This is a genomic window from Psychrobacter halodurans (genome assembly GCF_017498075.1).
Lineage (GTDB): Bacteria > Pseudomonadota > Gammaproteobacteria > Pseudomonadales > Moraxellaceae > Psychrobacter > Psychrobacter celer.
Genome location: NZ_JAGBKN010000012.1, coordinates 20,697 through 46,519 on the forward strand (window position 1 = coordinate 20,697; position 25,823 = coordinate 46,519).

At 47.3% G+C, this 25,823-nt stretch carries 24 protein-coding genes and 1 other RNA gene; 12 read left to right on the top strand and 13 right to left on the bottom strand.

The annotated features are described in order from the left end of the window. Positions 1-68: 68 nt before the first annotated feature. Positions 69-1,157, bottom strand: coding sequence for a serine hydrolase (locus J3491_RS06970; RefSeq protein ID WP_075100659.1), 1,089 nt, complete (start codon positions 1,155-1,157; stop codon positions 69-71). A 412-nt stretch (positions 1,158-1,569) separates the two neighbouring features. On the opposite strand from J3491_RS06970, the gene J3491_RS06975 reads away from it, so the two are divergent. The 3 genes from J3491_RS06975 to J3491_RS06985 all read left to right on the top strand — a co-directional run bounded on the left by J3491_RS06975 (position 1,570) and on the right by J3491_RS06985 (position 5,911). Then, on the top strand, positions 1,570-2,205 hold the full coding sequence (locus J3491_RS06975; protein WP_075100658.1) for a response regulator: 636 nt from the start codon (positions 1,570-1,572) through the stop codon (positions 2,203-2,205). Between the two features lie 90 nt (positions 2,206-2,295). Continuing rightward, the gene (locus J3491_RS06980) at positions 2,296-4,065 is read left to right on the top strand and encodes a sensor histidine kinase (protein ID WP_207969640.1); all 1,770 of its coding nucleotides are present in this window, start codon (positions 2,296-2,298) and stop codon (positions 4,063-4,065) included. 130 nt (positions 4,066-4,195) lie between these two features. Continuing rightward, positions 4,196-5,911 (top strand): sigma-54-dependent transcriptional regulator, encoded by a 1,716-nt coding sequence (locus J3491_RS06985; RefSeq protein WP_207969641.1) that lies wholly within the window; start codon positions 4,196-4,198, stop codon positions 5,909-5,911. Between the two features lie 52 nt (positions 5,912-5,963). Here the strand turns inward: J3491_RS06985 and J3491_RS06990 are convergent, their stop codons facing one another. Continuing rightward, positions 5,964-7,418, bottom strand: a complete 1,455-nt coding sequence (locus J3491_RS06990; RefSeq protein ID WP_207969642.1) for a S41 family peptidase — start codon at positions 7,416-7,418, stop codon at positions 5,964-5,966. Positions 7,419-7,638: 220 nt separating this feature from the next. Here J3491_RS06990 and J3491_RS06995 point away from each other — a divergent pair, with 220 nt between their 5' ends. Continuing rightward, entirely contained in the window at positions 7,639-7,785 is a 147-nt protein-coding gene (locus J3491_RS06995; RefSeq protein WP_172953119.1) for a hypothetical protein, read from the top strand. A 13-nt stretch (positions 7,786-7,798) separates the two neighbouring features. Here the strand turns inward: J3491_RS06995 and gpmI are convergent, their stop codons facing one another. Then, complete coding sequence (gpmI, locus tag J3491_RS07000) at positions 7,799-9,454, bottom strand: 2,3-bisphosphoglycerate-independent phosphoglycerate mutase (RefSeq protein ID WP_207969643.1); 1,656 nt, start codon at positions 9,452-9,454, stop codon at positions 7,799-7,801. Positions 9,455-9,620: 166 nt separating this feature from the next. Here gpmI and ssrS point away from each other — a divergent pair. After that, a non-coding RNA gene (ssrS, locus tag J3491_RS07005) (6S RNA) lies at positions 9,621-9,816 on the top strand. A gap of 122 nt (positions 9,817-9,938) precedes the next feature. On the opposite strand, the gene J3491_RS07010 is transcribed toward ssrS, so the two are convergent. Beyond that, the gene (locus J3491_RS07010) at positions 9,939-10,562 is read right to left on the bottom strand and encodes an FxsA family protein (RefSeq protein ID WP_207969644.1); all 624 of its coding nucleotides are present in this window, start codon (positions 10,560-10,562) and stop codon (positions 9,939-9,941) included. 153 nt (positions 10,563-10,715) lie between these two features. On the opposite strand from J3491_RS07010, the gene ruvC reads away from it, so the two are divergent. After that, the gene (gene ruvC / locus J3491_RS07015; protein WP_075100653.1) at positions 10,716-11,300 is read left to right on the top strand and encodes a crossover junction endodeoxyribonuclease RuvC; all 585 of its coding nucleotides are present in this window, start codon (positions 10,716-10,718) and stop codon (positions 11,298-11,300) included. A 138-nt stretch (positions 11,301-11,438) separates the two neighbouring features. Here the strand turns inward: ruvC and J3491_RS07020 are convergent, their stop codons facing one another. The 4 genes from J3491_RS07020 to J3491_RS07035 all read right to left on the bottom strand — a co-directional run bounded on the left by J3491_RS07020 (position 11,439) and on the right by J3491_RS07035 (position 16,490). Next, entirely contained in the window at positions 11,439-12,371 is a 933-nt protein-coding gene (locus tag J3491_RS07020; protein WP_207969645.1) for an META domain-containing protein, read from the bottom strand. A gap of 432 nt (positions 12,372-12,803) precedes the next feature. Next, positions 12,804-13,466, bottom strand: a complete 663-nt coding sequence (locus J3491_RS07025) for a glutathione S-transferase family protein (RefSeq protein WP_207969646.1) — start codon at positions 13,464-13,466, stop codon at positions 12,804-12,806. Between the two features lie 279 nt (positions 13,467-13,745). Continuing rightward, complete coding sequence (locus J3491_RS07030) at positions 13,746-14,384, bottom strand: peroxiredoxin (RefSeq protein ID WP_075100650.1); 639 nt, start codon at positions 14,382-14,384, stop codon at positions 13,746-13,748. 378 nt (positions 14,385-14,762) lie between these two features. Continuing rightward, complete coding sequence (locus J3491_RS07035; RefSeq protein WP_207969647.1) at positions 14,763-16,490, bottom strand: glutamine--tRNA ligase/YqeY domain fusion protein; 1,728 nt, start codon at positions 16,488-16,490, stop codon at positions 14,763-14,765. Between the two features lie 239 nt (positions 16,491-16,729). Between J3491_RS07035 and J3491_RS07040 the strand changes: the two genes are divergently transcribed. Further along, positions 16,730-17,245 carry a peptidylprolyl isomerase gene (locus tag J3491_RS07040; RefSeq protein WP_075103604.1) on the top strand — a complete coding sequence of 172 codons (516 nt, stop codon included), beginning with the start codon at positions 16,730-16,732 and terminating at the stop codon, positions 17,243-17,245. 57 nt (positions 17,246-17,302) lie between these two features. Beyond that, positions 17,303-18,145 (top strand): UDP-2,3-diacylglucosamine diphosphatase, encoded by an 843-nt coding sequence (locus J3491_RS07045; protein ID WP_207969648.1) that lies wholly within the window; start codon positions 17,303-17,305, stop codon positions 18,143-18,145. 145 nt (positions 18,146-18,290) lie between these two features. On the opposite strand, the gene orn is transcribed toward J3491_RS07045, so the two are convergent. Further along, complete coding sequence (gene orn, locus J3491_RS07050) at positions 18,291-18,878, bottom strand: oligoribonuclease (protein WP_075100646.1); 588 nt, start codon at positions 18,876-18,878, stop codon at positions 18,291-18,293. Positions 18,879-19,085: 207 nt separating this feature from the next. Here orn and rsgA point away from each other — a divergent pair, with 207 nt between their 5' ends. The 4 genes from rsgA to secB all read left to right on the top strand — a co-directional run bounded on the left by rsgA (position 19,086) and on the right by secB (position 22,234). Beyond that, the gene (gene rsgA / locus J3491_RS07055) at positions 19,086-20,189 is read left to right on the top strand and encodes a ribosome small subunit-dependent GTPase A (RefSeq protein WP_207969649.1); all 1,104 of its coding nucleotides are present in this window, start codon (positions 19,086-19,088) and stop codon (positions 20,187-20,189) included. Positions 20,190-20,339: 150 nt separating this feature from the next. Further along, positions 20,340-20,795, top strand: coding sequence for a rhodanese-like domain-containing protein (locus J3491_RS07060; RefSeq protein ID WP_075100644.1), 456 nt, complete (start codon positions 20,340-20,342; stop codon positions 20,793-20,795). A gap of 477 nt (positions 20,796-21,272) precedes the next feature. Then, positions 21,273-21,536: a glutaredoxin 3 gene (grxC, locus tag J3491_RS07065; RefSeq protein WP_075100643.1), complete on the top strand. Its 264-nt coding sequence runs from the start codon at positions 21,273-21,275 to the stop codon at positions 21,534-21,536. Between the two features lie 245 nt (positions 21,537-21,781). After that, complete coding sequence (gene secB, locus J3491_RS07070) at positions 21,782-22,234, top strand: protein-export chaperone SecB (protein WP_075100642.1); 453 nt, start codon at positions 21,782-21,784, stop codon at positions 22,232-22,234. A 205-nt stretch (positions 22,235-22,439) separates the two neighbouring features. Here secB and adk read toward each other — a convergent pair whose 3' ends face one another. The 4 genes from adk to J3491_RS07090 all read right to left on the bottom strand — a co-directional run bounded on the left by adk (position 22,440) and on the right by J3491_RS07090 (position 25,822). Next, positions 22,440-23,093, bottom strand: coding sequence for an adenylate kinase (gene adk / locus J3491_RS07075; RefSeq protein WP_172953130.1), 654 nt, complete (start codon positions 23,091-23,093; stop codon positions 22,440-22,442). Between the two features lie 232 nt (positions 23,094-23,325). Beyond that, positions 23,326-24,606, bottom strand: coding sequence for a c-type cytochrome biogenesis protein CcmI (ccmI, locus tag J3491_RS07080; protein WP_207969650.1), 1,281 nt, complete (start codon positions 24,604-24,606; stop codon positions 23,326-23,328). Further along, positions 24,603-25,166, bottom strand: coding sequence for a cytochrome c-type biogenesis protein (locus tag J3491_RS07085; protein ID WP_075100638.1), 564 nt, complete (start codon positions 25,164-25,166; stop codon positions 24,603-24,605). The genes ccmI and J3491_RS07085 overlap by 4 nt, the downstream gene beginning before the upstream one ends. Continuing rightward, positions 25,163-25,822: a DsbE family thiol:disulfide interchange protein gene (locus J3491_RS07090; protein WP_100749915.1), complete on the bottom strand. Its 660-nt coding sequence runs from the start codon at positions 25,820-25,822 to the stop codon at positions 25,163-25,165. Before J3491_RS07090 ends, J3491_RS07085 begins: the two co-directional genes overlap by 4 nt. Between the last annotated feature and the right edge of the window lies 1 nt (position 25,823).

Consider the following 25,823-nt stretch of genomic DNA (forward strand, 5'->3'; position numbering starts at 1 on the left):
ACCTGTCTATTTTTGCTCTATATACTTGCGTATGTGTGTTTGTATACTGACATCAATGTCATCCGCACTTATACAGTACGACGCGTGGCCAAGCTGTTTAAGATATTTTTGGCATCGCCCCAGCGCGTGGCTGAGCTGTTTGCGCCCAAAATAACAATAATGGCTGGACGGTTATTGACCCTCGTTTCCATGACCACACAGCGCCCTGCTTCATTGATAAAGCCGGTCTTTGAGATACCAATAGGATAGCCACCCTCACGTACTAAGCTGCTGGTATTGTTGGCTTTATATGTGCGGTTGCCACGAGAGTAATTTGATACAAAGAAATCATAGCTTTTGGTGGTGGAGAAGCGGCGAATCACATCGTAGTTACCCGCAGCGCGCACCATCTTGACCAAATCATTTGATGACGCCACATTACGCTTGTCAAGACCCGTTGGATCACCAAAAAAGGCAGTCGTCATACCCAAATCTTGCGCTTTGCGGTTCATCGCTCGCATAAAGGCACTATATCCACCTGGATAGTTACGCGCCAGACTCTTTGCGGCTGGGTTTTCCGACTTCATCAAGGCCATGAGCAGCATTTCGGCACGGTTGAGACGATCCCCTACCTTTAGACGAGAGCTTGCGCGTTTGGGGCCGACGAAGTCTTCTGCGTCTAAGGTAATCTCTTCACGCATATCCAGACCGGCATCTAGTACCACCATCGCCGTCATGACCTTGGTGATACTGGCCATTGGACGGGCAATATCCGCGTCTTTTTCGTAGATAGACTCGCCTGTTTCGGCATCAATCACAGCCACACTACGCGAGTCTGTGCTGATCGGAATCATATCACTACTGCCAAAGGCGCCGCGATAGGTGGTGTTGTAGCGATTGCTACTGGTATAGCTATTATTGCTGCTGCCAAAACTGTTGGCATTGGTGATATTGGTGGTGCCATAACCGGTATCGACTTTTTTGATAGCAGAGCCTGTCGATTTGTACATAATCTTACGGGCTTCAGACAAGCTATCGGCACCGCCCCAGCTGATACGCGCGCTAGATTCTGTATCAGCGCTACCATTAATCGTAAGTGCAGCTTGTGCCACACCACCCAAACTCAGTGAAATCATGGCAGCGATCAGTTGCTGTTTGGTTAATGGTAGTTGCTTCATTGTGCCTCCTGCTGTCGCTATCACGCCAGATACATACGATCTGACGCCAAAAACGTTCATAGCGTTTATGAATAGGTTTGTAAGTACTCGTATAGAGTTTTTGTATTTTTAGTGTATCATGGTTTGCTTTTAAGTTTAATGTACCAAGCTGATTTAATGGTTTATTTTGTCCCAATTCAAATTTTGCTACAACCACTTTATATTATAGAAACATTGGTTCACATTTTAGCAATATATTTTAACCCAAAGCATGGCAATTATTCAAAATTTGATATATTAAACAACAACATCCACATAATATATTAGCAGTATTTTACATCGTCAAAAACTAAAAAATAACTTAGACAGTTTTTTGTCTGTGATTTATGCTAGGCAGTATCCCTTCTTCTGACAAATAGTAAAGAGTATAGTGATGATTAAAGTATTGGTAGTCGATGATCATGATTTGGTACGTATGGGTATCAGCCGTATGTTGTCAGACAGTGCGGATATTGAGGTGGTCGGTGAGGCCGATAGCGGCGACATGGCGATCAAAATGGCCAAACAGCTGCACCCTGATGTGGTATTACTCGATGTCAATATGCCCAATATTGGCGGGCTTGAGGCCACCAAACGTTTGGTTCAGCTAGACATGGGTATCAAGATTTTGGCGGTCAGCAGTATGTCGGCGCAGCCTTATCCTTCTATGCTGATCAAAGCTGGGGTCAACGGTTATATCACCAAAGGCACACCCTTAGACGAAATGATACGGGCAGTAAAAAAAGTCTATCAAGGGGGCCGCTATTTTAGCCAAGATGTCGCAGAGCAGCTAGCAGACGTCTTGCTATCAGACAATGCCAGCTCGCCCTTTGATTTGCTCAGTGATCGCGAAAAACAAGTAGCGATGATGGTCGTCAACTGCCAAAGCCCACAGCAAATCGCGGATCAGCTGTTTGTCAGTGTCAAAACCATCAATACGTATCGCTACCGTATCTATGAAAAAGTCGGGGTCGATAGCGATGTCAAACTGACACATTTAGCGATCCGTCATGGTCTGATTCAGCCATAATCTTCGCCTACTTGCCTGCTTAGTAAGTCAACCAGCTAAGCCAGACAGCCCTGTAAGCCAGCAAGTAAGATTGTCCATGACGGTGAATTTATGAAACCTGCTATTCGTTTTGTCTCGACCATCACCCGCTCAGCGCCCCCCAATGACACCTTGCCATTGCCGCAGCTGCGTAAATTAGGACTTATTTATAGCAGTTATCGCTTTGCTGTGAGCTTGTTTTCTATGCTCATGGTCTATATCACCGCGCGTGCTGATAGCGGCGCGTCTTTGCCCAGTTTTTTGCAACAAACCACCCTGAGCTTTTATGTACTGCTTAGCATGATATTGCTCGGTTTGTTTTATGTGGTCAACAAACACATGCGCCAGCAGCTGGCCTTTGGCTTGGCTTTGGATGTCATCATCTTAAGCTTGCTGCTTTATACCGCAGGTGCGCCTGATTTGCAGTTGACCATGCTATATATGGTAGTGGTAGCGGCAAGCTTTATGCTACTTCACAGCTCTCAAGCATTGATCATCACCTTACTGGCGATTATTTTTGTTATTTATCAGCAGTTTTTTTATGCCATTGCCAATAGTATGAGCTTGACCAACTTAGGCGATGCACTGCTGATGTCTGCCAGTTTTTTGGCGGTGGGTGGCTTGAGCTGGTCTATCTCTCAGCGTTTGGTGCAGTTAGAAAAAGTGGCCGCCCGTCATGCCAAGGAAGTTGAGCGCCTAAATGTCATCAACCAAGAGGTCATCACTCAAATGGTCAATGGTGTTATTGTCATCGATCAGGCGCATATTGTGCTGGCAAATCTTGCCGCGTATCAGCTGCTCAGTATCCCTCATCGTCCATCACTCACCTTACCTACTACCAGCAAAAGTCATACGCCAAACGATAGGCGCAGGCTCGATAGCGCATCTGCTGCCCAATTAGCAGATTTTGAAGAGCAACTTGACGAGCAGCATCCGCAGCTGCTTCAAGCCTGCTTGACTGTCGCAGCAGGACAGTCGCGTACCTTTACTTATGACTTACCTGCCGTGGCCAATGTATCGGTGTTTGGCAAGCTACGTGTACAGATTATCCCTCTAAAAGACGGCAGTAAACTGGTCATGCTCGAAGATTTGCGCCGTGAGCAAGCCAACGCTCAGCAGCTAAAACTGGCGTCTTTAGGACAGCTGACGGCCAGTATTGCTCATGAGATTAGAAACCCGCTGGCCACCATCTCACAAGCCAGCCAGTTGCTCATGGAGGACGTCGTTGAAATCTGTCACCCACCAGTAGATAACATGACAAGCCCTGCCCCTGATTATAGTGATGAGCACATCGCAGCCAATCATGAGCTGTATAAAATGATATTTTCGCAGACCAAACGCGTCAATCGCATTATAGAAGACATCCTAAAGCTGTCGCGTCAGCAGCAAGCAAATCAGCAGCCCATCGTACTGGCCGAATGGATGCCTGCGTTTTTAGAAAACCATTTTCAGGGGCATGACGTGTTTTTGCGTGTTAAGACCCAGCCGACCATCTCCTTTGATACCCACCAACTAGAGCAAGTGTTGATCAACTTAATCAACAATGGTCTGCGTCATAGTAGCTACGCCCACCCTCATGCCTTTGTGGAAATCGAGATTTATTGTGCAGATAACGATGTTATAATCGATATTTTAGATGGTGGTACTGGGGTCCGCGAGCATGACTTACCGCACCTGTTCAATCCGTTTTTTACCACAGATCAAGCAGGGACAGGACTTGGGTTGTATCTATCACAAGCCTTTTGCGAAGCCAATCAAGCTCGCTTGCTATATGTGCCTGAACACCCAAAAACCTGCTTTCGCCTCATCGCACCTGCCATCAATGCCCGCACCCATGTATAAAATGCATTGGTACGACCTTACTATTTGTGTACCAATACCGCACTGATAAGCTGAGCATTTGTAAGTACTTAACTGCAATTGTGATAGATGCTTTGATAATTTTTCGCTACCGAATACGATGAGATGATGTATGACAAAAACCGCGCTAGTCGTTGATGATGAAGTAGATCTGTGCCGATTAATGCAAATCACTTTAACCAAGATGGGCATCAAAAGTGATGTGGCTTATACATTGTCACAAGCAAGAGACTACTGGCAAGAGCGCGAGTATGACTTTTGCTTAACGGATCTCAAGCTCCCTGACGGCTCAGGGCTGGAGCTGGTCAAAGAAATCAGTGGCAGCACCAACACGCCGATTGCCGTTATTACAGCGCACGGTAGTATGGATTTGGCCATCGAAGCCCTCAAGCTTGGCGCTTTTGATTTTGTCAATAAACCACTTGAGCTGCCGCGCCTGCGCCAACTGGTCGAAAACGCCCTCAAAGTCACTCACCAAGGTGACGACCCCGAGGCCGCGCCTGAGTGTACCCCTGAGCAAAAACTCCTCGATAGTAGGCTGATCGGCGACTCAGCGGTGATGCTACCACTGAAAAACACCATTTTAAAACTGGCGCGCTCGCAAGCACCGGTGTTTTTATCAGGGGCGTCGGGTACAGGTAAGGAAGTGGTCGCCAGACTGATTCATGACCTCAGTCCACGCCGTGATGGTAGCTTTGTGCCTGTGAATTGCGGCGCCATACCCTCCGAGCTGATGGAGTCAGAGTTTTTTGGCCATAAAAAAGGCAGCTTCACGGGCGCGGTCGCTGACAAACAAGGCCTTTTTCAGCAAGCCAATGGCGGGACTTTATTTTTAGATGAAGTGGCTGACTTGCCGCTAGCGATGCAGGTCAAACTACTGCGCGCCATTCAAGAAAAAACGGTAAGAGCCATCGGTGATACCAAAGAGATACCTGTCGATATCCGCATATTGTCTGCAACTCATAAAGATTTGTCCCAGCTGGTGCAAGCTGGCACGTTTCGCCAAGATCTCTACTACCGCATTAACGTCATTGAATTAAAACTACCGACGCTCAACGCGCGCCGTGATGACATACCTGTACTAGCGACACACTTTTTGGCCTTGATCGCTGAAGAGTGGCAATTGGAGACGCCGCCCTCACTGACGACAGCCGCCTGTGAGCGTTTGCAACATCACGACTTTGCAGGCAACGTGCGCGAGCTGCGTAACCTGCTTGAGCGTGCAGTAACCCTAGCAGAAACGCCAAATATCGATGTCAACCATCTGGGCCTGCCAGCGTTGACGCCGGCGGATACAGAGCCGCAAGCGATGAGCTCAGCTACGCAAGGCACAGCACCAACAGCTGAAACACCTGCCGCCCGCACTCATCCCGCTTCAGCAGACACGCTTTTACCAAACAGTCCATCGGGACAAATGGCGCCCATAGACAGCTCAGCAGCACACGATGAGAAGGGTCAACTTATCCAAGCCCCGACTTCGGCCAGTAACTTGCATCCTTATCGCACCCATACTCAGCACTACCCTTCTGTCATCAAAGGTGCGGCAGCCAATCACCCAAAAACGGCGCAGGGCGACAGCGCCGAAAACATAAAAACGGCCAATCAGGCCGCACAAGCGCCAAACGAGACAAAAAACATCAACAATTTAGGCTTGCCCGCCCAAGGCTTAGAGCATTATTTACAAGCGCAAGAAAAACAGCTGATCATCACCGCACTAAAGCAAACAGGCTGGAATAAAACCCAAGCCGCTGAACTGCTGGGCACGACTTTTCGCTCTTTACGTTACCGCATGAAAAAACTAGAGATCGATGAAGACCAGCTTGAATAAGGACCAGAGACGATCTATGGCACGGGCGACCATTATATGATCTAGATTGGGCTCACTGGGCGCGGTTGGGCTTTCGGACAAAACGAACGCCTGACGTTAAGGCGCGCTCTTTGACCAGCTCAAGAGCCTGCTGTCGCCACGTGCTCTCATTTCCAGAGAGCATCACATCAGGTGTCACCCCGATCTCATCTATCTTTTTACCCGTGGCGGTCATATAGTTGGCGACCGTCAGTTTGACCGCTTGCTCATCGTTTAGCGGAATCACCGACTGTACCGATCCTTTGCCATAGCTGACCTCCCCAAGGATAGTGGCGCGCTGCTGCGCCTGCAGGCTACTGGCAAGCACCTCGGCCGCCGAAGCCGAGTAGCGATTTTGTAGCACTACCATAGGTAGAGGCTTAAGGATGGCCTCACCTGTCGTGGACAGCACGCGCGGCTCGTTTTGGCGCGCTTGTACCTGCACCACATCAGTATCATTCATAAACAGACTGGCGACATTCACCGCCGAGGTAAGCACGCCGCCTGGATTGTCACGTAGATCCAACAAAATGCCTGAAACCGGCGCGTCTAGATCGATCAAACCCTCAAGCAGCCTGTCACGACTATCGTTTTGAAAGGCTGGTAGCCTAACCACCGCAATACCATCGACCAGCTCTATCTCAATGTTTTGCGGATGGCTGTTATTTCGCTGCAAAGTGGTAGTGTGTTTACGGCGACCCGCTTTAGAAGTCACCACATCTACTTGCGTGCCAGCGATACCCGTTAGCAGTTGCTCAACGTCATTGGTTTGGCGATTTTCATCAAGCTTAAACTCACCCACCTGATGCAAATAATCGCCGACTGCGATGCCTTTTTTATCAGCAGGTGAGTCATCGATGACCTCTGTGATAACCCAGTAGCCTTCTTGTGGCTGATAGCTGACCTTGATACCGACATCGCCTACGTCGCCTTCGGTAAAGGCACGCAGGTTTTCATAAGCCTCAGCATCCAAAAACTCAGCATGACTATCGAGCTTGGTCAACATACCGCTCATGGCATTATTAAACAGCGTCTCATCGTTGACCGCATCGACATACTCACGGCGCACCAAATCGACCACAGCGACAAAGGTCTTGAGCGTCTCAGGAGAAATAGCATTCAATGACACATGCGCAACCTCCGGCGGTATCGCGGTATCGATTACCTCGGCCTCGTCATTGAGCACGCTTTCATCGGCAACGCTATCTATCGAGTCATCGATATCGTCGGCGGCCTCTAGCATGTCGGCGATATCTGATAGATTGTCTTCTGCAGGATCTATCTCATCCGTATTTAAGCCGATCAGTTGCAGCTTCTGCGCCGAATGATGACTGGGCGCCGCGGCCGCTTGAGAGATATTGACACCGACCAGCCCTAGCAGCGCTGCCATAAAGACAGGCTTACATACAGCAGGCGTGCTAGGTACACATCTGATATCGCGATTGATTTTTTTGATGAGAAAAGAGCGTATGGCATAAATAGGACGCATAAAATACTCGTGTTAATCATAAAATATCGTAATTTTTATTATAAAAATATCTGTGATAGCGATTTTATAAGATAGCATCAAGAGCAGAGCTAAGACTAGTAGTGTATTGCAAACCCTCAGTATGTAAATCGTTAACTGTCATTGGTAGACTGCGGTCGTGATAATAAAAAAACACCTAAAAAAATACCTAAAAATATCGCGAAAAAAAGGAGAGACAATCATGATCTCTCCTTATAATATAACGGTACAACGTCTGTCTGTCCTTACCATAGCCATATTACCGCTACAGCACAACTCACAGCATAGCCACAGTATCGTCATTCACCGCAATGAGCAACACGCCGCTACTCATGAGGGTGGCGTATGATCATAAAACAGGCTTACGACGCTGGAACCAATAGGCTCTTACCTGTCATTTCAGCTGGTGCATCCACACTCATCAGGGTCAAAATTGTCGGAGCGATATCGCTGAGTTTACCCCCACTGCGCACCGTGAGTTTTTGCTCGCCGATATAAATCAGCGGTACCAACTCGGTGGTATGCTGAGTATGCACTTGCCCACTGTCATAGTCCTGCATTTGCTCACAGTTGCCATGATCAGCGGTGATAAGCATATCGCCGCCAGCCGTGCGCACAGCAGTCTCAAGACGGCCGATACAAACATCGAGCGCCTCTACCGCTTGCACCGCGGCATCAAAGATGCCCGTGTGCCCGACCATATCACCATTGGCATAATTGGCCACTAACACATCATACTTGCCAGACTCAATCGCCTCGACCAGCTTATCCGTCACTTCAGGGGCGCTCATTTCAGGCTTCAGATCATAAGTGGCCACATCAGGTGATGGTACTAGGATACGGGTCTCGCCTTCATACTCCTCTTCGCGGCCACCACTAAAGAAAAACGTCACATGAGCGTATTTTTCTGTTTCGGCGATACGTAGCTGCGTTTTGCCAATGTTTTGCAGATACTCGCCAAGGGTGTTGGTCAATGAGGCGGGATGATAAGCGATGCTGGTGTGAGGATTGTCAGCCAGCACATCAGAGTATTTGGTCAGCATGACAAAGGCGGCCAGCTTTGGCTGCTTTTGACGGGCAAACCCTGAAAACTCATGATCTGGCAGCACAAACGCTTGGGTAAGCTCGCGAGCACGATCAGCTCGGAAGTTCATAAAGATCAGCGCGTCATTGTCTTCAACTGTATAAGGCATTTCATCACGGCCAATCACAGTCGTCGGACTGACAAACTCATCCGTCTCGCGCGCTTTATAAGCGGCTTGTACAGCACCATCGGCACGCGTTGCCAAGCGGTCAGCTTTGCCTTCAGTGATCAGCTCATAGGCTTTTTGGACGCGCTCCCAGCGATTGTCACGGTCCATGGCATAATAGCGCCCGATGATACTGGCAATCTGTACGCGGCCACCTTCGTAGTGGGCATTGAGCTTACCGATATGGTCACGCAAGCGATCGATATATTTATCAGCAGACTTAGGCGGCGTATCGCGGCCATCTAGAAAACAATGCACAAAGACGTTTTTGGCACCATGTACCAGCGCTGAGTGACACATCGCTTCGATATGGCCTTGATGCGAGTGCACCCCACCATCAGAAAGCAAGCCCATGATATGCACATTACCGCCCAAGTCGTTTGCCGCTTTTACTGCATCGACCAGCGCTTGATTTTTATAAAACTCACGGTTGGCCAACTCGTTTGAGATACGCGTTGAGTCTTGATAAAGGACGCGGCCAGCGCCGAGGTTCATATGTCCCACTTCTGAGTTGCCAAACTGACCATCGGGTAAGCCCACATCTTCTCCAGAGGCAGAGATCAGGCCATGTGGGTATTGCTGATAGATTTTATCCAAGTTTGGCATATTGGCCGCAGCAATGGCATTGTCCTTATCTTCTTCACGATGACCAAAGCCGTCCAATATCATCAAAACATGCGGTGTTTTTTTGTTTTGTCCGCCGTTTTTGTCATTAAGTGGTGCCTGATTGTCATCGATAGACTCTGATGGTTGCTGGTTCGTGGTCATATATTACCGCTCCTCAAGTGAATGAACGCCTATAATGCTGTCTTAGGGTGTTGAAAGCCCTCTATATTAGCACATATCTGAAAATTGCTGAAAAACTGACAAATTTTCACTACGTAGCAATCTGTAATTGTTACTTGCAATCACACTTTTCATTGGTTAAGATGAAACTATTCTGAAGTGTTGGCTAGTAGATGTTTATTCCCTGAGCCGATAATGCTTTACTAGGATGTGGTACCTATTGCCTCATTGTGTATGCCTGCACCGCTTGCGGTGTATCAGGAAACCTGCAGAGGCAGTGACGCATCCGCCCTGAACTTCACGGTTCATGGGTCACCATCTTGCGGCGGCACTTCGGTTGTTCTATTCGGTCTTCTCTTTATTTTATCGCTTGTAAAATACAAATGATAAATAAGTCATCAAGACCAGCAAAAAGCCCCTTTCGCTCATCACGAAAGGGGCTTTTTGCTATCTGCTTTACGGCTTGCTATGATTCATCATTGGCAGACTTGGTGATTTTTTTCACATCTTTAGGCACGGTTTTGGCCGTACCATCTACGGTAGTATGCTGTTTAAAGACATCGCCAAACGGGTTTTGCGACTGCTGACCAAAGGAGTTTTGACCACCCATACCACCTGCACCGCCAAACGGATTTTGGCCGCCCATGCCACCAAATGGGTTTTGACCGCCCATCTGTCCACCCATTTGTTTTGCCATCATTTCCATCATTTTTTGCTGATTATTCATGACATAGTTGTTGGCCGCATCTTTCAGCTTTTTTTGTACAGGCGGCAACACAACCAATAACGCTAGTAAATCACTGAGCACCCCTGGTATCAGTAATAAAATACCGGCTGCCGCCATCGCCACACTCTTTAGCATGGTAGACTCTTGCGGGCGCATCGCTGGATTCATCATGCCACCTGCTTTCATCTGCTGCGCCATCGGGTTGAGCGCGGCCATGCCTTTGCGCATCAGTGACACACCGATGACAGCGGCGATGATAAACCACATAAATACCCACCAGCCACTCATAAACTGAGCAAGCAAATACCACAGCAGCATCTCAATAATAAACCAAACAATGGCGATACCAACGATCTGACCCATAAAGTGTCGTCCTATAAAATAAAAACCAATAAATAAAGCGCCATACAAATTAAGATGGCTAACATATGATGTATATGGGGATTGATTGCTATACTATCAAACTTATAGCGGATTTTTAAGATATAAAACAAAATGTAAGTAAGACGGAATACTATGGCAATTATTATTGGGATTGACCCAGGCTCGCGTATGACCGGTTATGGCATCGTGCAACAAACCGGCGACAAACTGACCTATATCGATGCAGGCACCATTCGCACAGATACTAAGGAGATGCCTGAGCGATTAAAGCGTATTTTTAATGGGTTGACGCGTATTACTCAGCACCATCTAAAATATACTGACGAGCCAATTCATACGGCAATCGAACAAGTATTTATGGCCGAAAACCCAGACTCAGCGCTGAAGCTCGGTCAAGCCCGCGGTGCCGCCATCGCCGCGATGGTAGCACTAGACTTAGAGGTGTCGGAGTACACTGCTCGTCAGATCAAGCAGGCGGTTTGCGGCTATGGCGCAGCGGCCAAAGAGCAAGTACAGGAGATGGTATGCCGTATACTATCGTTAGACGTCGTGCCACAGCAAGATGCCGCCGACGGCCTTGCTTGTGCGATTTGTCATGCCCACTCCAGCCATTCGATGAACAAACTGATATTAAACAGCGCCATGCGCGGGCGCGGCAGCTCTAAGAAAAAAGGCCGCTGGCGGCTGACAGAAGAAGACTTGGGCAATTTACGCTAAGTCATCAAGCTATTTGTCTACAAACCATCAGACATAAAAAAACACGCGTCATTTGAACGCGTGTTTTTTTATGTCATTTTGGCTATCTAGCCCTCGTTTTAAATAACCAAAACGACCAACTTACTTACCTTAAAAGCCTCACTCTACCACGCTACTTTCTATCACGGCATCGAGTACATAAGCGTACTCTTCACCTGTTGATACTGCGTCTTCGGCATCCAGCTGATAGCGCTGGAGACGCAGCACTTCATCATGCTTACCGTCATGCTGATAGCCTTCGATTTCGCCCGTGAACGCAGCCCATTTACCTTCACTGGTCTTGATACCTTGATCATCATAAGTGATGGGTTTGACTTGTAAACACTGCTGCGTCCCCTCAGTGGTGCAAGGGGCTTTTTTGGCATTGACGGCCCAAAAGACGGTTTTTCCTTTGCTATTATATTTCGCCTGTGAGGTCAGCCGCCCTTTCCAAGTCAACGTCACCTCATCGCTGGTCACTTGCGTGAGTAAGGGCCGCTCTTCGGTCGTCACGCTCAGCTCACTCGTACCCTGCATCAATGTGTTCAGACGATTTTCAGCCTCATTGAGATCTTGGCAGAGCATTTGTGTACTCATGCTCTCTTCGGTGGTCAACGTATTACCTTGCAGCTGATAAACCGCGCTCATAGCATTGCAGCCAACGCTATAGCTCAAAGTGTCTTGCCCTTGATTTTGGTTAAACAATAATGATACTTGGTCTTTGATATCAGCCAGCATAGATACCGAGGGCCCACTGCCAGCATTCTGGATATCCGATAGCGTCCAACGATAGCGCGATAGGTTTGCGATCATTTTTTGCTCTGTCGTCAGCTTATCGTCATGGCCATCGTCTGTATCCGTACTCTCTACATTCATCTCGTCTATTGGCGTATCGCCATCTGCTTCACTGGTTGCCGCCGCTTCATGACGATCCACCGTGTCACCATCAGCAGGCGCAGTGGATTTTTGACAAGCGCCCAGCGCTAGGCTTGCTACTAGCATGCTTGGTAATAGCAGCCATTTCGAAGCGGGTTTTGCGGTTTTACTTACCATACAACGTACCTCTTAGTAAGCTTGGTTTCTTTTCTTGTATAAAACAGATGTGGCCAAAAAACTGTCAAATATCATTTAAGCTCTATTACAAAGCTTTTTATGCAACGTCTAAAAGCTCAGGACAGATTGCTCACTATAACGCTGAGTCTACTGCACTATGTAATAAAATGTTTATTTTTATTACATCTTTTAAAAATAGTTCCCAAATCCATGTTTTAGTGCTAGTAGTCATGAGTTACTATCTTGCAGCTTCCATCTTGGCTTGATTATAACGCCTTATTAACACTGCATAAAAAAACAGCCAATCATGAGATAGGCTGTTTTAATTGAATATAAGCTGTCAGCAGTTGAAAGGTTAATTGAGCAGCTAATTAAGGTACACTTAATAAGTAAGCAGCCGACTACTTATCAATCTCTCGTGTCAATCTCTCGTCACTTACTGCCATCTACAGGCTTGGCTTTTGCCATATTTTTGATACTAAACTGCTCATTCATTTTTTGATAAAAACGCGCTAGGTTTTCACCTTGCTCGCTTGGGTCGACTTTAAGTATTTTGCCAAAATCCAACCCCAAATACAGCACAATATCAGCAAAGCTTAACTGCTCACCCACGAGATAGTCGCGACCTACTAAAGCGTTCTCAAAATAGCCCATGGCTTTGGTAGCACGGGTGATAGATGGCTGGACAAACTCAGGAACCTGCTCGACGCGCTGAGCCTTGGAAGGATGACTGTGCTGAAACGCCAGCATCAGGTTGTACAACACCTCAAACTCAGCGATGCGGCGCATGGAGCAAACTTGCGCGCGCTGTACCACATCATTCCCCATCACTGAGCGCTCGCCATAGACGCGGTCTAGATACTCGCAGACCGCTTGTGAGTCATTAAGCACCGTCCCATCGTCTAAGGTCAAGACCGGTACCGTCTGCATCGGATTGATCTTGGTAAATTCCGCCGACATCTGCTCGTTGGCTGCAAAGTCGATATCTATCACATCGACGTCATCCATGTCATCGACATCAATCCCTTTTGACGCCAAGAGTATCAAAGCTTTACGCGGATTTGGGGCAGTACGAGTAACGTATAGTTTTTTCATAGTAAACTCCTTGTAAAATAAACAGATAACGATTCAGCCCTGCCAGCCATTATTATAATAAGTAATGAGCATTGCTGATTAATAAACGCATGGCTCTTTTATTTAGAATAGACTCTATACCATAGTTATAGCCTACTCGGGGCATCATAGCAAAGCTTTCTTGTTTTTTGCCAAAGCAGAGTCCTAAAGCAAGATAAATACGACAGTTGAGATATAAAAAAAGCCTCACAACTTTACGTCGTGAGGCTTTGTATCATGCGACTTGCCATTCCCTGACACTTATTTATTAGGGGCAGGTGTGGTACGTAGATAGGGCTTAATTTCTGTATGGCCTTTTGGATAGTTGGCAGGGATGTCTTCGTTTTTGACACTTGGCGGGATGATCACATCGTCGCCATCTTTCCAGTCGACTGGCGTGGCAACATTATACTCATCAGACAACTGTAGCGCATCGATGACCCGAACGATCTCATCAAAGTTACGCCCACAGCTGGCTGGATAGGTCAGGGTCAGACGTACTTTTTTGTTTGGATCAATGATAAACACGCTGCGAACTGTCGCGGTGTTATCAGCATTTGGGTGAATCATGTCATACAAATCCGCAACCGTGCGATCAGAGTCTGCAATGATAGGGAAGTTCACCGCTGTGCCTTGTGTCTCTTCGATGTCGCCGACCCAGCCTTTGTGATCTTCTAAGCCGTCCACTGACAAAGCAATCGGCTTGACATTGCGTTTTTGGAACTCACCGCCCAATGCAGCGGTGCGGCCAAGCTCAGTAGTACAAACTGGCGTATAGTCGGCAGGATGCGAAAACAATACCACCCAGCTATCACCCGCCCAATCATAAAAATTAATATCACCCTCTGTGGTGGTTGCATCAAAGTTTGGTGCGGTGTCGCCTAAACGTAAATGTGCCATACTAAATTCCTTATTTATATGAATGATGAGCGCTGAGCTTACTGTCTTATGCGCCCTATTATTATAAACCGATTATTGCAATGTGCGAGACGGTTTGATCATTTGCTTATCCCGTCTAGTGCATCAATAAAACTCACTTTATAGTACCAAACTGGTTATGAATGTCTTGTGAAGGATTGTAATTCGCTTATTCCATTTATCACTAAGTAAACCAGTATATAGGTAGCATAGCGCATTAAACTACCATGCCTGTATCCCACAAGCAAAATTCATAAAAAACCCACCCCTAGCGCACTAGAGATGGGTCAGTATAAAAGGGCAATGATTTGACATAATAATTTGACATTAAACCCTAAGGGCACGCTCAAAGGCTATGCATTAAGCTGGCTTATAACTGTCGCGTAAGCTGACGATTTGGTTAAATACCGGCTTATCACTGGTGTGCTCTTCGCTATCGGCGATAAAGTAACCTTCACGCTCAAACTGAAAGCGCGTGCCCGCGTCGCTATTGGCAAGTGACGGCTCAACCACTGCTGCAAGCTCAGTCAATGAGTTGGGATTGAGCACTTGATGCACATCACTGGCGCTACCTGGATCCTCGACACTAAATAGCTGCTCATACATGCGTACGGTCGCAGGGACGCCAAGGCTGGCTGACACCCAATGAATCACGCCTTTGACCTTGCGGCCTTCAGGGTTATTACCCAATGTCGCAGGATCAATCGTTGCTTTTAGCTCGGTCACATTGCCAGCATCGTCAGTAATATGCTCAGTCACGGCCAGCACATAGGTATTACGCAGGCGAATTTCTGGCTTTTCTGGTGACAGGCGCTTATAACCGGCTGGCGGCTCAATTTCATAGTCGCCTTGATCGATATAAAGGGTTTCGGTAAAGGGAATCTCACGCTCACCCATATCGACGTTAGGATGTTTTGGCTGCTTGAGCCATAGAGTCTGAGCATCTTCATCCCAGCGTGCATTGACGCTATCGGCCTTTTGTGACTCCCAGCTGCTGACCGCATCGCTAAAGTTCGTAATCGTCACTTTTAAAGGCTTGAGCACCGCCATACCGCGCGCAGTCGTCGTCTCGAGTGATTGACGGATACTGAATTCTAATAGACGAAAATCAACAACGCTATCGACTTTGGTCACGCCAACGCGCTCACAAAAATCGCGTAGACCCTCTGGCGTATAACCACGGCGGCGCATACCCGCGATGGTCGGCATACGCGGATCGTCCCAGCCGCTTACCACCCCTTCATCGACCAACTGTTTGAGCTTGCGCTTACTGGTCATGGTGTGATCAACGTTTAAGCGGCTAAACTCATACTGATGCGGCGGCACCTCAAAGCCGATTTTTTCTACCGCCCAATCATAAAACGGACGATGGTCTTCAAACTCCAGCGTACACAATGAATGGGTGATACCTTCGAGCGCATCAGAGAGCGGATGGGCAAAATCATACATCGGATAGATGCACCATTTATCGCCGGTTTGATGATGCGCTTGGTGCATGACACGGTAGATGACAGGGTCACGCATATTCATATTAGGGCTTGCCATATCAATCTTGGCACGTAGCACCGCTTCGCCTTCGGCAAACTTGCCGTCTTTCATATCTTTAAAGCGCGCCAAGTTTTCTGCGACACTGGCATCACGCTGCGGTGATGGCGTGCCTGCCTCATTAAATGAGCCGCGGTTGTCGCGGATTTGTTCAGGCGACTGCAAATCCACATAAGCGTCGCCCTGCTCGATAAGCTGCACCGCCCACGCATAGAGCTGATCAAAATAACCTGAGGCATGATGCGCCTCGCCTGCCCACTCAAATCCTAACCATTTGACATCGTTTTCGATATTGTCGATGAAGTCTTGTTTTTCTGCGGTTGGGTTGGTGTCATCAAAACGCAAATTACAGACACCGCCAAACTCCTCAGCAATACCAAAGTTTAGACAGATTGATTTGACATGACCCAAGTGCAAATAGCCGTTTGGCTCAGGGGGAAATCTCGTTACAATTTGGGGGTGTTTTTGCGCATTGACATCATCACGAATGATATTACGAATAAAGTCGTTTTTTTGTGCATTATTGCTTGAGTGCTCACTCATTACTCATTGCTCCTAGCGCAAGTGTTCAGCGCGTGTTACCACGCTCAAAAATGATAAATTAAAAAAGACTGATAAAAGATAACGTTGCGTTATTCTATCAGGTTTCGCAAAGGCATTAACAGCCTGATACATGACAGACGACAAAAAAGCCGTTAGACTAGCCATAACTTTTAGTCACCAACTTTTAACCACCACTTGACAGCGTTATTTAAGGCGCTGCAATCAAAAAGGAATATCACATGGTAGACATGCCACCAGTAGTAGAGCTAGACACCAATATGGGTGCGATCGTCATCGAACTCAACGAAGAAAAAGCACCAAAAACCGTCGAAAACTTCTTAAACTACGTAAAATCTGGCCATTATGACGGCACGATTTTTCATCGCATCATCGATGGCTTTATGATTCAAGGCGGCGGTATGGACGCTGAGATGAATGAAAAAGCAACCAACGCTCCCATCGAAAACGAAGCGGACAATGGCCTAAAGAACGACAAGGGCACTATCGCCATGGCGCGTACGCAAGATCCACATTCAGCGACCAGCCAGTTCTTTATCAACGTCAAAGACAATGACTTCCTAAACCACTCTGGCAAAAACATGCAAGGCTGGGGTTATACAGTATTTGGTAAAGTCACCAGCGGTATGGATGTCATCGACAAAATGCGCGGCGTACCAACCGGTCGCTTCGGCATGCATGCTGATGTGCCAAAAGAGCCTGTCGTTATCAACTCTGCGACCATCGTTTCTCAGTAGGTCGTGATAAGTAAGTGTTACTGATAGTCTGACAATAGACGACAAGGATTATGATAAATGCAAACGTTCAATCATCTGATAACGACCCGCCCACATCAGGTGCGGCAAGTATTCATCAGCGATTTGCATTTATCGCCAGAGGAGCCTGCCTTAGTGCAGGCTTTTTTGGCACTGCTTGATGACTGTCTGGCCCTGCCCGCTCTAAAATGCTTGTTTATCTTAGGCGATTGGTTTGAGGTCTGGATCGGCGATGACGCTTATTTGACGCTGTCAGATGCCGCGCGCCAAACCCACTGGCTCACCCCGCTTATCGCTAAATTAAAACAACTGCGCATCAAGGGCTGTGAGATATTGGTGATGCATGGCAATCGTGATTTTCTGCTAGGTCAGCCGTTTTGCAACCTGTTTGGCGGGGAGCTGATTGATGAGCCGTATATGTTAACCATCGAGCAGCAACACTACCGTCTCGAGCATGGCGACGCGCTTTGTATTGATGATAAAAAATATCAGTTTTTTCGAAAAATCATGCGCAACCGTCTAACCCAGTGGTATCTGCTTAATAAATCCCTAGAAAAACGCTTGGCCATCGCGGAAAAAATGCGCCAAAAAAGCCAGAAAAACAACGCCAATAAAGCCGCTCACATTATGGACGTCAACGATAAGGCGGTGATACATGCCGTGGCTAATAGCGATGCGCTGCTACATGGCCATACCCATCGTCCAGATATCCATCAAGCGACCGATGATAAAAAACGCTACGTGCTGGGTGACTGGCGCTTAATCGATAAAGAGAAGCGGCAACCAATCGTCAACGCAGTGATTGGTGTGACGATCACTAATGCACACTCAGATAGCAATAAAGCTAACTTTGAATTGGTTGAATTTAGCTCACTGGTCTAGCTTCTTTTTTTACAAACCAAACAATGTAATAAAAAGATGTCATAAAATAAAGGGTCTGCTAACTATTTAGCAGACCCTTTATCTTATGGCTATTCACTTATCAAATGCAGGCTCATTACTTATCGAGCTTAACTTATCAATCTTATTAAGGCATCAGTTTAAAAAAGTGCTGACGATAATGCTTAAGCTCACGAATAGAGTCGCGGATATCGTCTAATGCGAGATGGCTGCCGCCTTTTTCAAAGTTTTTTAAGATATCAGGGCGCCAGCGAAAGCACAGCTCTTTAATCGATGACACGTCAAGGTTGCGATAATGAAAGAAGCGCTCCAGCTCTGGCATTTGCCGCGCCAAAAAGCGACGATCTTGACAGATCGAGTTACCGCACATCGGCGACTTACCGCTATCGACCCATTTATTCAAAAACTTAATGGTTTCCGCTTCAGCCTCTGCCAGCGTCACCTTACTACGGCGCACCCGATCGATCAGACCTGACTGACCATGTTGCTTGGTATTCCAGTCATCCATTTTATTTAACACCTGATCAGATACTTTAATCGCAAACACTGGCCCTTCTGCCAGTACGTTTAAATCCTCATCAGTGACGACAGTGGCAATCTCGATAATTTCATCGTTTAAGGTGTCAAGTCCGGTCATCTCTAAGTCAATCCATACCAGCCCTTTTTTGCCTTGATTTTTGATCTTAATTTTATTGGGATGGTCGCCGGTAGTCATAAAATATCCTATGGTCAATAATGTTTGGAGCAAGTTGTTATATAAAAAGTGCCGTTTTATCTACGGTGACAAGATGAGGGCTTGGGATTTAACAGTGCCAAATCAGCCCTGGTATTACAAAACCACTATCTGCCACGGACGGTTTAGGCTGTATGTTAGCAAATTTTCACGCTACACTTAGCAATATTTTTATAATAGGTCAAAACCATGGCATTAATACGGCAACGCAAACTGACTAAACAACAGATTCGTCGCATTGACAAACAGCAGCTCGACAGTCAAGACAGCCTCGATGACAGTTTGATGGATGGCGTGGTCATGGCGCATTATGGCAAGCAGCTAGAAGTACAAATCACCAGCTTGCCTGCGGTGTTACCGGTGCAGCCAGAGATTGCGCCTGATGATCCTGAGCCATTTTGGCAAGCGCTGGAATTGGGCGATATCTGGCGCTGTCATGTGCGTACCAACCTGCCTATGCTGGCGGCAGGCGACCACGTACGCTGGACAGCTGACCCCAATACCGGCTTTGGCCGTATCGAGTCGGTCAAACCGCGTACCTCTCTTGTCTCGCGTCCTGATCGTTATCATAAGCTCAAACCTGTCGCTGCCAATATCGATATCTTGGCAATCGTGTTTGCGCCACTACCAGCGGCGGCGGCGTCCCTGATCGATCGCTATTTGGTGGTCTGTCATCACGCGGGCGTCAAGCCGCTATTGGTATTGAACAAAGCCGACCTACTCGCGCAAGAAGACGGCGTCGATACCAGTGAGATATTGGCACAATACGCGGCCCTTGGTTACGAGAGCGTACTGACGTCGGTTGACTGTCCTGAAAACATCGCTGGTAGCGACGCCCAAACAGGTCTTGATGAGCTAAAGCGTCATATAGATAAAAAACTGGTGATTTTTGCTGGACAGTCTGGCGTCGGTAAAAGCAGCCTTATCAATGCGCTACTGCCTGAGTCAGGGCAAATGGTCAACGTCATCTCCGAAAACTCGAAACTTGGCCAGCATACCACCACCACCAGTCGCTTATTGCCGTTTAATCCAGAGGACTTGACTGAGGGCGGTATCGTCGACACCCCTGGCATTCGTGAGTACGGGATTTGGCATCTGACTCCTGATGATATTATCTCAGGCTTTATTGAGCTTGCCCCGCTCGCTGGTGACTGTCAGTTCCGTGACTGTCGTCACACTCACAACAGTAAAGGCTGCGCATTATGGCAAGCGGTAGCTGATGGTGATGTGCTACAGCGCCGAGTCGAAAACCTGGTGACCTTGAGCGAAGAGGCTGATACCAAGCCCTATTAACAACGCGATTCATTAAATCCGCATTATTAAACTGTAGGTTGCTCATCATACATTTACTATAGATGACCTAATCGGTATAATAGCGCCTTGTTCAAAATCATTGAGCTGTCTTCTCGGCTTAATAGAACACTTATTTTTTGGAGGTATGGTTTGGATCGTGCGCTAGAATTTGTGGGCAACCACCCGTTTTTGTTTGGTATATTAGCCGTACTTGCTGTGCTGTTTTTTACCATCGAAAACAAACGTAGCGGTAGAAAAATATCGCCCAACACGCTTGGTATGATGGTGAACTCGCAAAACGCGCAGCTGATCGATATTCGCGCCAAAAAGAAATTTTTGACCGGCTATATTCAAGGCAGCCGCAACATACCTTTTACTGAGCTAAAAGATCGCCTAGAAGAAATCCGCGCCATCCAGCAGCCAGTGGTGATCATCTGCGACATGGGCGTACAGGCAGGCGCAGCCATTCAAATGATTGGCAAAGATGACGTTTATCGCTTAGAAGGCGGCATTGGCGGCTGGCAGGCAGCTGGTATGCCGCTTGTTGGTTTAAAAGATGCCAAGTCAAAAACCAAAGGCAAGGCCAAGCCGTCATTGAACAAATAGCTGGTGCTGCATTATTTAGTACCAGTAACCATCAAAAAGACACCGCATTTAGGTGTCTTTTTTTATGTAATATAGTCATTTCACTATAACAATGTTATAGCAAGGCTGATAGAAATTTTTGCAGTATCGAGCGGTGTAGGTACAGTACACTAGAAATTTTTATCGGCCTTGCTGGTTAATAAACACATGACTTTTTTATTTAGAATCGATTATAGTTATATCACTGCAGCGCCTTTTTGGCCCATCTCGCTTGAATTTGCCTGACACATCCCCACTGTACTAATAAGCCCGGCCCAATACCTCGCACGTTTACTTGTGAGTAACCGATGATCATCATTTTTATCACATGATTGTTTATCGTATTTTTTATAATAACTAGGGTCTGTTAAGCATTTCGTTTTTTATTCATATTTTTTATGCGTAGTTTTTTATAATAAAGTCATTACTGACGACCATACTGACCAATAAGGATTTATCATGACTGTATCTGTCAAAGTTTATACCACGCCTATCTGCCCGTACTGCTCTAACGCCAAACAACTACTAAAAACCAAAGGCGTCGATTATGAAGAAATCGGTATGCACGATATGACGAGCGAAGAGCGCCGCGCATTGATGCAAAAGACCAATAACTATCGCACTGTGCCACAGATTTTTGTGGGTGATACCTTTGTCGGCGGTTTTGATGAGCTCAATCAACTGAACCAACAAGGCAAGCTTGACGAGCTATTGGCCGGTTAATTCACAAGTTTTTTGCAACCTTGTTTTGCGGTTTGTCATCAGCTGTGTAATGATAAGCAGCGGCAAAATAAAACACGGTATTATGCAATGCGTGTGATAAAACGGCGAGATTGATCTTTTTGATTCAATCTCGGCTACTATTACCATAAGACTTTTATGATGAAGCTTTTGTCATAGTATTTTTAACCACAGTATTTTTAATCATAACTTGCCCAATCATTTGATTTAATTTTAGAGGAATTATCATGGCTGAAGAACAAGCACAACCACAATTGGCACTAGAGCGCATTTATGTAAAAGACATGTCACTTGAAGTGCCAGGCGCGAGTGTATTTACCAAAGAGTGGAACCCAGAGCTTGACATCAATCTCTCTAGCAACGCAGAAAAGCTAGACGACGATCATTATCAAATCGTCTTGACCGTCAGCGTGACTGCAAAAAACGCAGGCGAAGCCGCATTTATCGCTGAGGTACATCAAGCGGGTATTTTCTTATTAAAAGACATTCCAGAAGACCAAATCGGTCAAATTCTAGGTGCTTATTGCCCAAATGTGCTATTCCCCTATGCACGCGAAGTCATCAGCGACATCGTCACACGTGGTAGCTTCCCGCAGTTGCTACTCGCTCCTGTGAACTTTGACCAAGCCTACGCACAAAGCCAGCAGCAAGCACAAGTTGATGCGCAAGGTAATGCATAAGCGGTGAGCTGCTAAGGCAGACAGCTGTTGTGTTAAATGCGTATTAAAAGCCGCTTACTTATCATAGGTAAGCGGCTTTTTTGTGAGTATGGTCGTGTGTGAGCAGGGTTGTGCGGGCAAGGCTATATGAATGCGTATCAGCCACAAAAAAACCCTGCTAAGAAACAGGGCTTTCAATCACGGCATCGGTTATCTTATAACAAGATTAACCCTTGAGCGCCGTTAGGATTTGTTGTTTGACATCGTCGATCGCTTGCGTACCGTCAAACTTATCGTAGTTCGGCGCATCACCACCTTCAGCCGCTTTGTTTTGATAAAAATCTACCAGCGCTGAGGTTTGCTGATGATATGTCGCTAGGCGATCACGAATGGTCGACTCTTGATCGTCCTCACGCTGGATCAGCGCTTCACCCGTCACATCATCGATACCTTCGACCTTTGGCGGATTGTGATCGACGTGGTAAACACGGCCTGAGCCTGGGTGCTGGCGACGGCCAGACAAACGCTTGACGATTTCGTCATCAGGTACGCTGATTTCGATGACATGGTCGATTGCAACATCCGCATCAGCCAGCGCTTGCGCTTGTGGAATCGTACGTGGAAAACCATCTAAGATACAACCATTGGCACAGTCAGGCTTGGCGATACGTTCTTTCACTAGGTTAATGATAAGGTCATCAGAAACCAAACCACCAGCATTCATGATGTCTTTGGCTTGTTTGCCAAGCTCACTGCCTTCTTTGATTGCTGCACGCAACATATCGCCAGTTGAGATCTGCGGAATATCATACTCTTTAGAAATAAACTGGGCTTGGGTACCTTTACCGGCGCCTGGTGGACCTAGCAAAATAATACGCATCATTACACGACTCTCCTTAATAGGTAGGATTTTGGGACTAATAAATACTTAGGGATTGGTTGGTTGCTAAGCTACCTTACCTTGTGGCTTGACAAAGCTCAAGTATTTTCATTATCTGCAGTAAAAACTCGCAATGACTTCTCTGTTCATATAATGCAGTTGCGCGCTGCTGTGACGACGACAGCGCGCTTACTGAGTGGGTAATAGTCGCTACTAACAACCATTATAAATACTAGGGAATTTGTTGATTGATTTCAACATTGGCCTGATTTTGATCAGCACTAATGACCACAGGGTTGCCAGATAAGTCGCCTGACTCAGCCGCCGCGGTGCCACTATGACTGATACGAGCGATCACTGCCAGCTGTACCTTGTCTGCACGCGCCGATTGCAAGGTGCGCTCAGGCATCATCGCATCGAGATCGCTTAGACTGATAGTGGCCTCGCCTTGTTTGATCACGCTGATCGGTAAGCGCTTGGCGGCAAATGGCGGTCCACCATTGACATCACGTATCGCCACAAACAATACATCGTCCGCCTTGACAAGTGGCAACAGGCTGGCGCTGATTCTAATGCTTACCTCTACACCTTCTGAGGCTTGCTGCTGCTGGGCGCTGACATTGGCGCTGAGCTCATCTAGGCTGGCTAAGGCTTTTGTATGGTCGCCAGGTTTGGCAGCGATACTGCTCCGCAGACGTTTAATCCAGCCTTGTGCCTCCTCAAAGTTATTACTACGCGCCTCGCCCATGGCCATCAGCATTTGCGCGCCTTCGTGGCGTGGGTTTTTGGCCAGCACGTCCTGCAAGACGCGGCGACTGGTGGCGTCTAGTTGGCCTTTATTGGCAAAGAAGCTGATCTGTGCATAGGTCGTCGCAATTTCCTCGTTATCAGGCGATAAGCGATAAGCACGTGACAATGCCTCTAGCGCCGAATCTGTCGCTTCTAATGACAAAAACAGCTCAGATAAACGCATCCAGCGATTGGGGTCATCAGCATGACGATAGACATTGGTCTGCATCGCGCTGATAAGCTGCTGGCCGTTTTCGATTGCCCATACAGGTGGCTGATCGATTTTGCCAGTCAACAAGTCATCAGCGACTTTTCCGACCTTGTCTTCGGCCGTCCACAGCTCAAACACAGGCGTTCGGTCACCCACCATCAGATACGCCAGCGCAGCCAATACAGGCACCCAAACCATGAGGATCAAGCGGCTTTTGATACCAGGGGTGACCATCGGCGTGACTTCACGTTGGGCATCCAATAATTGCCGCTCAAGCTCGAGCTTTTGGTTTTGGTAGTGAGCATCATCGATGGTGCCACTGTCTTTGTCTGTTTGTAGCTCTGCCAGACGCTCGCGAAACACCGCCACGTTGATATCTAGTAGCTGATTGTCCACAGAAGTGCCTGATGTACGCGCGGCGCGCAGCCATGGCATGATGGTAATAACAGCAAGGAGTAAGGCAATCAGTAAGCTTAGAGCAATAAATAAGCCAGCAGTAGAGAATATGGTCATTTTTTGTCCTCGGGGCTTGTGGTGTCATGAGCATCATTATCGGTGCTCTTGGCACGCGATAGCAGACGATCAAGTTCGGCTTTTTCGGCGGCAGTCAGCTCCGAGGCGGTATTATCTACCGTCACTCTACTCTGACCGCTCGCTACCAGCTGGCGGCGACGGCTTTGCCAAAACCACCCTATCAATAATACAATCAGTAGCAATGGCGGAAAAAACCATAAAATCCATGTCGATGGACGTACAGGCGGCTTGTAGCTGATAAAATCGCCGTAGCGCTCTTGCATATAAGCGCGAATCTCACCGTCACTACGACCGTCTTTTACCATATCGTAAGTTTTTTGCTTTAAATCTTGAGCAATCGGCGCATCAGAGCCGGCCAAGTTTTGGTTTTGACATTTCGGGCAACGCAGCTCTTCGATTAGCCCCCGGTATTGAGCTTCTTGTTGTACAGAGTCAAAATCATATACCTCTATCGCCGCGTAACTTACGCTACTGAGCAAGCACGCTAGGACAACGCCGGCTAGCTTCAGTATCAAAGTAGATAAGTGATTGGCCATCATTTACATGCCTCCGCAACCTGAGCTGGATCTGGGCTGATGTTTTTATCATTGGCGTCATTGAGCACCATAAGACAAGGGGTAATACGGCTTTGCCAATTGCTCTCGTTTACTTCCCCAATAATATGCTGGCGAATAACACCCTTCCCATCGACCACAAAGGTCTCAGGCGCACCGGTCAACCCCAAATCCAAAGCAAACTGACCAGATAAATCTTGAATAGACATCGAAAACGGATCGCCGCCGCGGTTGAGATAGCTGAGCGCATCACCGATATCGTCTTTGTAGTTGACGCCCACCAAGTTGACACCGCGCTCCTCTAGCTGCATCAAAAAAGGATGCTCGATGATACAAGTGGGACACCAAGAGCCCCAGACATTGAGCAAAAATGGCTGATCGGGCAAATTGTCGTTGGTCATGATACGGCTGGTGTCTGACAATAATGGCAACTCAAAAGGCGGCACCGGACGCTCAAGCGCCGTATTGGTCACGATATCCGTGGGCTTACCCAGACGCATATACAGCATAACGAGTAAGCCGATAAACACAATCAGCGGAATCAAAAACCATACTTTTAGCTGTTTTTTGTTCATGGTTTTAGGCCCCTGTACCGAGGTTTTTTGGGTGCTATTTTCAGAGGAATGGTTGGATGAGCTCATG

Bases quoted from the DNA above. Each gene is read 5' to 3' on its own strand.
- ccmI (WP_207969650.1), bottom strand. From the start codon at position 24,606: ATGACCATATTCTCTACTGCTGGCTTATTTATTGCTCTAAGCTTACTG.
- J3491_RS06975 (WP_075100658.1), top strand. From the start codon at position 1,570: ATGATTAAAGTATTGGTAGTCGATGATCATGATTTGGTACGTATGGGT.
- J3491_RS06980 (WP_207969640.1), top strand. From the start codon at position 2,296: ATGAAACCTGCTATTCGTTTTGTCTCGACCATCACCCGCTCAGCGCCC.
- J3491_RS07030 (WP_075100650.1), bottom strand. From the start codon at position 14,384: ATGGCACATTTACGTTTAGGCGACACCGCACCAAACTTTGATGCAACC.
- J3491_RS07020 (WP_207969645.1), bottom strand. From the start codon at position 12,371: ATGGTAAGTAAAACCGCAAAACCCGCTTCGAAATGGCTGCTATTACCA.
- secB (WP_075100642.1), top strand. From the start codon at position 21,782: ATGGCTGAAGAACAAGCACAACCACAATTGGCACTAGAGCGCATTTAT.
- J3491_RS07090 (WP_100749915.1), bottom strand. From the start codon at position 25,822: ATGAGCTCATCCAACCATTCCTCTGAAAATAGCACCCAAAAAACCTCG.
- J3491_RS07040 (WP_075103604.1), top strand. From the start codon at position 16,730: ATGGTAGACATGCCACCAGTAGTAGAGCTAGACACCAATATGGGTGCG.
- J3491_RS07010 (WP_207969644.1), bottom strand. From the start codon at position 10,562: ATGGGTCAGATCGTTGGTATCGCCATTGTTTGGTTTATTATTGAGATG.
- ruvC (WP_075100653.1), top strand. From the start codon at position 10,716: ATGGCAATTATTATTGGGATTGACCCAGGCTCGCGTATGACCGGTTAT.
- rsgA (WP_207969649.1), top strand. From the start codon at position 19,086: ATGGCATTAATACGGCAACGCAAACTGACTAAACAACAGATTCGTCGC.
- adk (WP_172953130.1), bottom strand. From the start codon at position 23,093: ATGCGTATTATTTTGCTAGGTCCACCAGGCGCCGGTAAAGGTACCCAA.
- orn (WP_075100646.1), bottom strand. From the start codon at position 18,878: ATGACTACCGGCGACCATCCCAATAAAATTAAGATCAAAAATCAAGGC.
- J3491_RS07025 (WP_207969646.1), bottom strand. From the start codon at position 13,466: ATGAAAAAACTATACGTTACTCGTACTGCCCCAAATCCGCGTAAAGCT.
- J3491_RS07045 (WP_207969648.1), top strand. From the start codon at position 17,303: ATGCAAACGTTCAATCATCTGATAACGACCCGCCCACATCAGGTGCGG.
- J3491_RS06970 (WP_075100659.1), bottom strand. From the start codon at position 1,157: ATGAAGCAACTACCATTAACCAAACAGCAACTGATCGCTGCCATGATT.
- grxC (WP_075100643.1), top strand. From the start codon at position 21,273: ATGACTGTATCTGTCAAAGTTTATACCACGCCTATCTGCCCGTACTGC.
- J3491_RS06995 (WP_172953119.1), top strand. From the start codon at position 7,639: ATGATCTCTCCTTATAATATAACGGTACAACGTCTGTCTGTCCTTACC.
- J3491_RS06990 (WP_207969642.1), bottom strand. From the start codon at position 7,418: ATGCGTCCTATTTATGCCATACGCTCTTTTCTCATCAAAAAAATCAAT.
- J3491_RS07085 (WP_075100638.1), bottom strand. From the start codon at position 25,166: ATGATGGCCAATCACTTATCTACTTTGATACTGAAGCTAGCCGGCGTT.
- J3491_RS07035 (WP_207969647.1), bottom strand. From the start codon at position 16,490: ATGAGTGAGCACTCAAGCAATAATGCACAAAAAAACGACTTTATTCGT.
- J3491_RS06985 (WP_207969641.1), top strand. From the start codon at position 4,196: ATGACAAAAACCGCGCTAGTCGTTGATGATGAAGTAGATCTGTGCCGA.
- gpmI (WP_207969643.1), bottom strand. From the start codon at position 9,454: ATGACCACGAACCAGCAACCATCAGAGTCTATCGATGACAATCAGGCA.